This is a genomic window from Streptomyces sp. NPDC031340 (genome assembly GCF_055569945.1).
Genome location: NZ_JBVIIE010000114.1, coordinates 1 through 7,521, shown reverse-complemented (window position 1 = coordinate 7,521; position 7,521 = coordinate 1). Strand labels below are relative to the sequence as shown.

The window sequence follows — 7,521 nt, the reverse complement described above, 5'->3', positions numbered from 1 at the left end:
CCCCCCCCCCCCCCCCCCCCCCCCCCCCCCCCCCCCCCCCCCCCCCCCACCCCCCTCCCCCCCCCCCCCCCCCCCCCCCCCCCCCCCCGGGCCCCGCGGGTGCGGCCCCGGCGCGGGGCCTCCTGCCCGTGCCCTGGCCGACGATCACCTGGCCCTGGGAGACCCCGGCGCCGACCCCCGCCCCCGCCGGCACCGCTGCCGCCGCCACCCCTTCCGCGTCCGCCACCGCCACCGCCACCGCATCCGCGTCGCCGTCCGGCGGTGCGACGCACCCCGGCGACGGCACCGGCGACGGGAAGGAGAGCGGCACCGGCAGCCCCGCGGCGGACGGACAGGACAGGACCGCCAAGGGCGACCAGGTCACCCTCCCCTGCCTCACCGGCGTCGACACCGGAGGGCTGCCCGACCCCGGCGGATCCGGCGACGGCACCGAGCCCGGGGAGGCCGTACCCGGCCGGATGCCCGACGACCCGGACGACCTGACGGCGCTGCGCCCGCCGGTCGTCGTCGGCGGCCGGCCGGGCCGTCCCCGCGCCACCTACCCGGTCAACACCGTCTACCCCGACGTCGGCGCGGACAGCCTGACCGCCTACGGAGCCATCATCCACGGCGCGACCTACCTCAGGACGGCCGACGGCGGGCGGATGAAGGTGCTGTGGGTGCACGCCGACCGGCTGGTGGCCGACAACTACGCCTTCCGGCTGGAGACCGGCGGCCAGGCGCAGACGATCGACGTCGACCTCGACATCCCCCAGGTCGACATCTACGTCACCGTGCTGACCGGGTCCATCACCATCCCCGTCATCGACGTCAGCACCCCCCGCATCTGCATCGGGGCCGACGTCGTCCCCGCCAACCTGCCCATCGCCGTGCAGCTGCCCCAGTTGTCGGTCACCGCCGTCGAGGCCGGACAGGTGCTGGTCGACGCCGAGACGGTCGACTTCTCCGACCTGAGCGCACACAGCCGGCCCCGATAGGAGACGACACCCATGGGCCGTTACAGCCGGCTCCACCGCATCCAACGACTCGACCCGCGCGAGGACTACGAGCAGATCTTCTGGTGGCTCACCCAGTACGAGTTCCCCTGGGACTACCTCCAGGGCGTCTCGGTCGCCTTCCTGCGCGACTACGGCGTACCGCGCATCTCCCAACTCCTCGACCGCACACAGGAGTTCGAACGCGCGGGCCAGAAGCGGTACGACGACACGGTGCTGATCGCCTACGAGATGGTCCGCGAGGGCATGCACTCCGAACACGGCCGGGCCACCGCCCGCCACCTCAACCGCATCCACGGCCGCTACCGCATACCCAACGAGGACTACCTCTACGTCCTGGCCACCACCGTGGTCGGCCCCAAACGCTGGATCGACCGCTACGGCTGGCGCGCACTGTGCCCGCAGGAGACGGAGAGCATGGCCCTGGTCGGACGGCGTATGGGCGAGATGATGGGCATCGCCGACCTGCCCGAGGACTACGCCGGCTTCGAGCGGCTGCACGACGACTACGAGAAGGAGATGTTCGCCTACGACCCCGCCAACCGGCGGGTGGCGGCGGCGACCCTGCGGGTCATCACCGGCTGGTTCCCGCGCCCGCTGCGGCCGCTGGTCGCCCGGGTCTCGCTGGCGCTGCTGGACGAGCCGCTGCTGGCCGCCCTCGGCTTTCGCCCGCAGCCCCGCTGGCTGCGCACGGCGGCCCACCGCACGCTGCGGGCCCGCGCCGCCCTGGTGCGCCGGCTGCCGCCGCGGCCCGAGTGGCTGCCGCACCGCACCAAGCCCCGCAGTTACCCGTTCGGCTGGACCCTCGACGACCTCGGCCCGCACTGGGCGCACAGCAGGCCGATCGCCCCGCTCGCCGAAGAAACCTCACCGCAGGAGCAGCGATGACGCACACCACCCGCCGACCCGGCGCCACCGAAGCCACGGAACCCGCCGAGGCGACCGAGACCACCGAATCCGCCGAAGCCACCGACACCACCGAAGCCACCGAAGCCACCGAAGCCACTGAAGCCACCGACACCACCGACACCACGTTCGCCTCCCACGACCCGGCCACCGGGGAACCGCTCGCCCACTACCCGGTCCACGGCGCGTCCGAGGTCGCCGCGGCGGTGGACCGGGCCCGCGCCGCCGCCGCCCGCTGGGCCGGGCTTCCCGCCTCCCGGCGCCGCGCCCACCTGCTGGCGTTCAAGCGGGAGCTGGCCGCGTCGCTGGACCGCGTGGCGGACACCGTGTCGGCCGAGACCGGCAAGCCGCGCCAGGACGCACAGCTCGAACTGCTGCTGGCGCTCGGCCAGTTGGACTGGGCTGCACGCAACGCCGGGCGGGTGCTGGGCCGGCGCCGGGTGCACACCGGGCTGGTGGCCGCCAACCAGGCGGCGACGGTCGTCCACCGCCCGCTCGGCGTCGTCGGGGTGATCGGCCCCTGGAACTACCCCGTCTACACCCCCATGGGCTCCGTCGGTTACGCGCTCGCGGCCGGCAACGGCGTCGTGTTCAAGCCGTCGGAGTACACCCCGGGCACCGGGATCGCACTGGCCGAGTGCTTCGAGGCGGCCGTGCCGGAGTTCGCCGGTCTGCTCGCCGTCGTCACCGGAGGGGCGGCGACGGGTGAGGCGCTGGTCCGCGGCGGTGTCGACAAGGTCGCCTTCACCGGCTCGCCGGAGACCGCGCGCAAGGTGATGGCGGTCTGCGCGGAGTCGCTGACGCCGTTCCTGGCCGAGTGCGGAGGGAAGGACGCGGTGATCGTGACGGCCGACGCGGACCTGGACGCCGCGGCGGACGCGGTGGTGTGGGGCGCGCTGGGCAACGCCGGGCAGACCTGCGCGGGCGTGGAGCGCGTCTACGCCGTGCGCGAGGTGCACACGGCGCTGTGCGAGAAGATCGTGGAACGGGCCCGCGTGCTGCGCCCCGGCGCGGGAGCGGACGCCGCCTACGGTCCGATGACGATGCCGTCCCAGACGGCCGTGGTGGAGCGGCACGTCCGCGAGGCCCTGGCGGCCGGGGCCCGCGCCGCGCTCGGCGGGGCGGAGTCGCTGTCGGCGCCGTTCGTCGCCCCGGTGGTCCTGGTCGACGTACCGGAGGACTCGTCGGCCATGACCGAGGAGACCTTCGGGCCGACCGTCGCCGTCAACGCGGTGGCCGACGTCGACGAGGCGGTGCGCCGTGCCAACGCCTCCCGCTACGCGCTCGGCGCCGCGGTGTTCACCGGCAGCCGGCGCACCGGCGCCGCGATCGCCGCCCGGCTGCGCGCGGGCGCGGTGTCCGTCAACTCGGTTCTCGGCTTCGCGGCGGTGCCCGCCCTGCCCTTCGGCGGCTCCGGCGACTCCGGCTTCGGCCGCGTCCACGGGGCGGACGGACTGCTGGCGTTCACCGCGCCGCAGTCGGTGACCGTGCGGCGCTTCGCCGCGCCGGTCGACCTGACGTCCTTCCGCACCCCGGCCGCGGCGAAGGCCCGCGTCATCGCCCTCGCCCGCCGGCTGCACCAGCGGCGGTGAGCGGTGCTCAGGCGTCCAGCAGCGGGGCGAGGTAGCGGCGGGCGAAGGCGCGGGCCTGCTCGTCGTCGTCCAGCTGGATGCAGCTGGACGGGTTGAGGAGGAAGGAGACCGCGACCCGCACCATCAGCTCCGCGACCGGCCGGGGATCGCTCTCGGGCCGGCCCTCGGTCTGCTGCGCGCGGCGCAGGTGGCCCGTCAGGTACTCGGTGGTGGCGGCGAGGGTCGGCCCGCCCTGCACGGTCATGTAGGGCAGGACGACCTCCGGCTCGAGCCTGAGCAGCCCGCCGAAGAGGGGATGGGCGCGGGTGTACCGCATGGTGACCACGAAGCCCTCGACGACGCGGTCCTCCATGGTGGGCAACGGGGCGACCGCGGAGTCGAGCTTCTTGAAGAAGCGGCTGCCCTCCCGCAGCAGGCACGCCTCGACCAGGCCGTCCTTGTTCTGGAAGCGGCGGTACACCGTCACCCGTGACACGCCGGCCCGTTTGGCGACGTCGTCCACCGAGGAGCGGCGCAGCCCGAAGGTCGTGAACTGTTCCACCGCGGCGTCCAGGATCTGCCGCGCCAGCTTTTCCTCCGTCTCGGGCCGGGCGATGGCCCGCGCGAGCAGGGAGTCGTTAGCAGAAGTCTTCATGGTGCCTTTCACGGTACCGGCACATCTCCAGTTGGCAACATTGAAACAACAATCATATATCTGTATCTCGATGATCCGGAGGACCCCATGGGAAGCCGTCTCACCCCGCAGCAGTCGGATTTCGCCGCCGCCGTCCGTGACTTCGCACGGCGCGAGTGCGGCACTCGGGAGCAGCGCGACGCCCTGACCCAGGGCGGCCGCGAACCGCACAACCCCAAGATCTACGGCATGCTCGCCGAGCTCGGCTGGCTCGGCGTCTGCCTGCCCGAGGAGTACGGCGGCGCGGGCGGCGGCCTCGCCGACGCCTGCGTGTTCCTGGAGGAGACCTCCTACGGGATGGTGCCCGCCGGGGGCTTCATCACCACCGTCATCACCGCCAAGGCCTACGAACGGTTCGGCTCCGAGCGGCAGCGGCGCGAGGTGCTCGGCGCCGCCGCGGACGGCTCGGTCCTCGCCATCGCCATGTCGGAACCGGCGGCCGGCTCGGACGTGGGCGCGTTGCGCTGCCGCGCCGAACGGCAGCCGGACGGCAGCTGGCTGATCGAGGGCCAGAAGACGTGGATCTCCAACGCCCACATCGCCGACAGCATCCTGCTGGTGGCCAGGACCGGCGCCGACAAGCACCGCGGCCTCACCATGTTCCACCTCCCCGCGGGCACGCCGGGCGTGGAGATCCGGGGCATCGAGACCATGGGCGGCCGTGAGGTCAACGACGTCTTCCTCACCGGTGTCCGGCTGCCCGCCGACGCCGTCGTCGGCGAGGTCGACCAGGGCTGGCCCCAGCTGATGGCCGGGCTGAACCACGAACGGCTGTTCCTGGCCGCCAACATGCTGGGCCTGGCCCGCCGGGCCTTCGACGACGCGGTCGCCTACGTCCGCGAGCGGGAGCAGTTCGGCCGTCCGATCGGCTCCTTCCAGGCGCTGCGGCACCGGGTCGCCGACCTCGCCACGGAGATCGAGTGCGCGCGGCTGCTGGTGCGCGAGGTGGCCTCGGACTGCGACGCGCAGCCCGACCGGCTGTTCCCCCGCGAGGCGTCCATGGCCAAGCTGAAGGCCACCGAGACGGCCAAGCGGGTCGCGCTGGAGTGCATGCAGATGATGGGCGGCTACGGCTACGCCACCGAGTACGGCATGGAGCGCCACCTGCGGTCCGCGGTGGTCTCCACCGTGTACGGCGGCACCAGCGAGATCCAGCGGGACATCATCGGCAAGAGCTACGGCCTCTGATTGCGAACGGCCGACGGCCGCCCCGCGCGGATGCGGGGCGGCCGTCGGCGTTCCGGTGTGCGGTGGACGGCGCCTCAGTCGCCGTAGAGCCGCGCCAGGTCGGTGGCGTACTTCTCGCGGATCACCTTGCGGCGCATCTTCAGCGACGGGGTCAGCTCGCCCGTCGCCGGTCCCCACTCCTGCCCCAGCAGGCGGTACCGCTTGACCTGTTCGGTCCGGTTGAGCCGGCTGTTGGCGGCGGCCACCGCCCGGTCCACCTCGCGGCGCACCTCGGGGTGCGCGGCCAGGGCCGCCGGGTCGTCGCCGGCCTCGATGCCGTGCGCGGCGGCCCAGGCGGGCGCCGCCTCGGGGTCGAGGACCAGGAGCGCCACCAGGTACGAGTGGTTGTCTCCGTGCACCATGGCCTGCCCGATCAGGGGGTGTTCCTTGAGCGTGTTCTCCACCAGCGCCGGGGAGACGTTCTTCCCGGTCGAGGTGATGATCATCTCTTTCTTGCGGTCGGTGATCCAGAGGTAGCCGTCGTCGTCGAGCCGGCCGATGTCGCCCGTCCGCAGCCACCCGTCCTCGTCGAGCGCCGGGCGCACCGACCCGTCCTGCTGGAGGTAACCGGCGAAGACGGACTCGCCCCGCACCTCGATCTCCCCGTCGTCGGCGGTCCGCACCCGCACGCAGGAGACGGGACGCCCGACGGAGCCCAGCCGGAACCCGGTGCGGGGGCTGTTGCTGGTGGCCACCCCCGTCGTCTCCGTCAGGCCCCAGGCGTCCATGATGACGATCCCGAAGCCCGCCCAGAACCGCACCACGTCCAGCGGCATGGGCGCGGAGGCGCTGGCCGCCCAACTGATCCGGTCCAGGCCGCCCGCCGCCAGCAGCGGCAGCAGCACCCGCTCGCGGCACCGGGCGTACGCCGCCTCCAGCTCGGCGGGCGGCTGCTCGCCGCGTTCCCGGCAGCCGACGTGCTCGCGGGCCACCCGCATGGCCTCCTCCACGGCCCGCTGCTGCTCGGCCGGCAGCGCGGACAGGCCCGCGCGGACCGCGGCGGCCAGCTTCTCCCAGATCCTCGGCACGCCGAAGAACTGCCGCGGCCGCACGGCCCGCACCGCGTCGGCGACGGCGGCCGGGTCGGCGCACAGATGGACGTGCGAGGCGCGGTGACAGGGCAGGTAGATGCCGAGCATCCGCTCGGCGATGTGCGCGAAGGGCAGGTAGCAGATGTGCTCCACGTGCGGTGGCAGCTCCACCACCTCGTCGAGCGCGCGGGCGTTGGCCAGCACGTGCCGGTGGGCCAGCACCACGCCCTTGGGCTCGCCGGTCGTGCCCGAGGTGTAGACGACGGTCAGCGGATCGTCGGGACGCGCGGTGTCCAGCACCTTGCCGAACTGCTCGGGCAGGGGTTCCGCGGGCAGCGCCGCGTAGGGGAAGTGCAGGCCCTCCTGGCCCGGTTCCACGACGACGAGCTGCTCGAGCGGGGTGCCCTCGTCGTCCAGCAGCGGCGCCCACACCTCCGCCTGCGCCGCGCCCTCCACCACGGCGAGCGCCGCCCGGCAGTTGCGGGCGATGTGGGCGATCTGCGGGGGCGCGGCGGTGCCGTACACGCTCACCGGCACGGCACCGAGGCGGACCAGCGCCAGGTCGGACAGCCAGTGCTCGGGGCGGTTGCCCATCATCAGCAGCACGTGGTCGCCGCGGCCCACGCCCAGCGCCGCGTACCCGGCCGCGAGGCGCGCGGTGTGCTCCCGCACCTGTCGCCAGGTCAGCGTCGAGCTCCCGGTGCCGTCCGGCTGCTGCCAGCTCAGGGCGGGCAGGTCGGGGTGGAGACGGGCGTTGCGCTCCAGCAGGAGCGGCAGCGTGGACGGTGCCTCGTGTTCCCCGTCGGTGCGCGGGGCTGGGGTCATGTGGGCCTCCTGGCGGGCTGGTACGGATCGGTGCGGGCGAACGACTGCGGCAGGGGAAGGGGTTGCCGGGGAACGCGGGTGCGGCCGGGCGGGCGGGGGGGGGGGGGGGGGGGGGGGGGGGGGGGGGGGGGGGGGGGGGGGGGGGGGGGGGGGGGGGGGGGGGGGGGGGGGGGGGGAGGAGGGGGGGGGGGGGGGGGGGGGGGGGGGGGGGGGGGGGGGGGGGGGGGGGGGGGGGGGGGGGGGGGGGGGGGGGGGGGGGGGGGGGGGGGGGG

The 7,521-nt window shown here is 74.4% G+C and carries 6 protein-coding genes; 4 read left to right on the top strand and 2 right to left on the bottom strand.

Features of this window, described 5'->3' with window-relative positions; all coding sequences use genetic code 11:
* The first annotated feature begins 128 nt into the window (after nucleotides 1-128).
* From ACZ5GT_RS40500 to ACZ5GT_RS40490, 3 genes are read left to right on the top strand one after another with little or no spacing between them, the layout of a single operon-like run.
* On the top strand, nucleotides 129-977 hold the full coding sequence (locus ACZ5GT_RS40500; protein WP_469036895.1) for a hypothetical protein: 849 nt from the start codon (nucleotides 129-131) through the stop codon (nucleotides 975-977).
* 12 nt (nucleotides 978-989) lie between these two features.
* The gene (locus ACZ5GT_RS40495; protein ID WP_469036892.1) at nucleotides 990-1,883 is read left to right on the top strand and encodes an oxygenase MpaB family protein; all 894 of its coding nucleotides are present in this window, start codon (nucleotides 990-992) and stop codon (nucleotides 1,881-1,883) included.
* Nucleotides 1,880-3,493, top strand: coding sequence for an aldehyde dehydrogenase family protein (locus ACZ5GT_RS40490; RefSeq protein ID WP_469036888.1), 1,614 nt, complete (start codon nucleotides 1,880-1,882; stop codon nucleotides 3,491-3,493). Before ACZ5GT_RS40495 ends, ACZ5GT_RS40490 begins: the two co-directional genes overlap by 4 nt.
* A gap of 7 nt (nucleotides 3,494-3,500) precedes the next feature.
* Here ACZ5GT_RS40490 and ACZ5GT_RS40485 read toward each other — a convergent pair whose 3' ends face one another.
* Nucleotides 3,501-4,127, bottom strand: coding sequence for a TetR/AcrR family transcriptional regulator (locus ACZ5GT_RS40485; RefSeq protein WP_469036886.1), 627 nt, complete (start codon nucleotides 4,125-4,127; stop codon nucleotides 3,501-3,503).
* Between the two features lie 87 nt (nucleotides 4,128-4,214).
* On the opposite strand from ACZ5GT_RS40485, the gene ACZ5GT_RS40480 reads away from it, so the two are divergent.
* Nucleotides 4,215-5,354 (top strand): acyl-CoA dehydrogenase family protein, encoded by a 1,140-nt coding sequence (locus tag ACZ5GT_RS40480; protein WP_469036883.1) that lies wholly within the window; start codon nucleotides 4,215-4,217, stop codon nucleotides 5,352-5,354.
* Between the two features lie 74 nt (nucleotides 5,355-5,428).
* Here ACZ5GT_RS40480 and ACZ5GT_RS40475 read toward each other — a convergent pair whose 3' ends face one another.
* Nucleotides 5,429-7,249, bottom strand: a complete 1,821-nt coding sequence (locus tag ACZ5GT_RS40475; RefSeq protein ID WP_469036881.1) for an AMP-dependent synthetase/ligase — start codon at nucleotides 7,247-7,249, stop codon at nucleotides 5,429-5,431.
* Nucleotides 7,250-7,521 lie beyond the last annotated feature (272 nt).

Excerpts from the sequence above, each read along its gene's own strand:
- ACZ5GT_RS40495 (WP_469036892.1), top strand. The coding sequence starts at position 990 with ATGGGCCGTTACAGCCGGCTCCACCGCATCCAACGACTCGACCCGCGC.
- ACZ5GT_RS40485 (WP_469036886.1), bottom strand. The coding sequence starts at position 4,127 with ATGAAGACTTCTGCTAACGACTCCCTGCTCGCGCGGGCCATCGCCCGG.
- ACZ5GT_RS40480 (WP_469036883.1), top strand. The coding sequence starts at position 4,215 with ATGGGAAGCCGTCTCACCCCGCAGCAGTCGGATTTCGCCGCCGCCGTC.
- ACZ5GT_RS40475 (WP_469036881.1), bottom strand. The coding sequence starts at position 7,249 with ATGACCCCAGCCCCGCGCACCGACGGGGAACACGAGGCACCGTCCACG.
- ACZ5GT_RS40490 (WP_469036888.1), top strand. The coding sequence starts at position 1,880 with ATGACGCACACCACCCGCCGACCCGGCGCCACCGAAGCCACGGAACCC.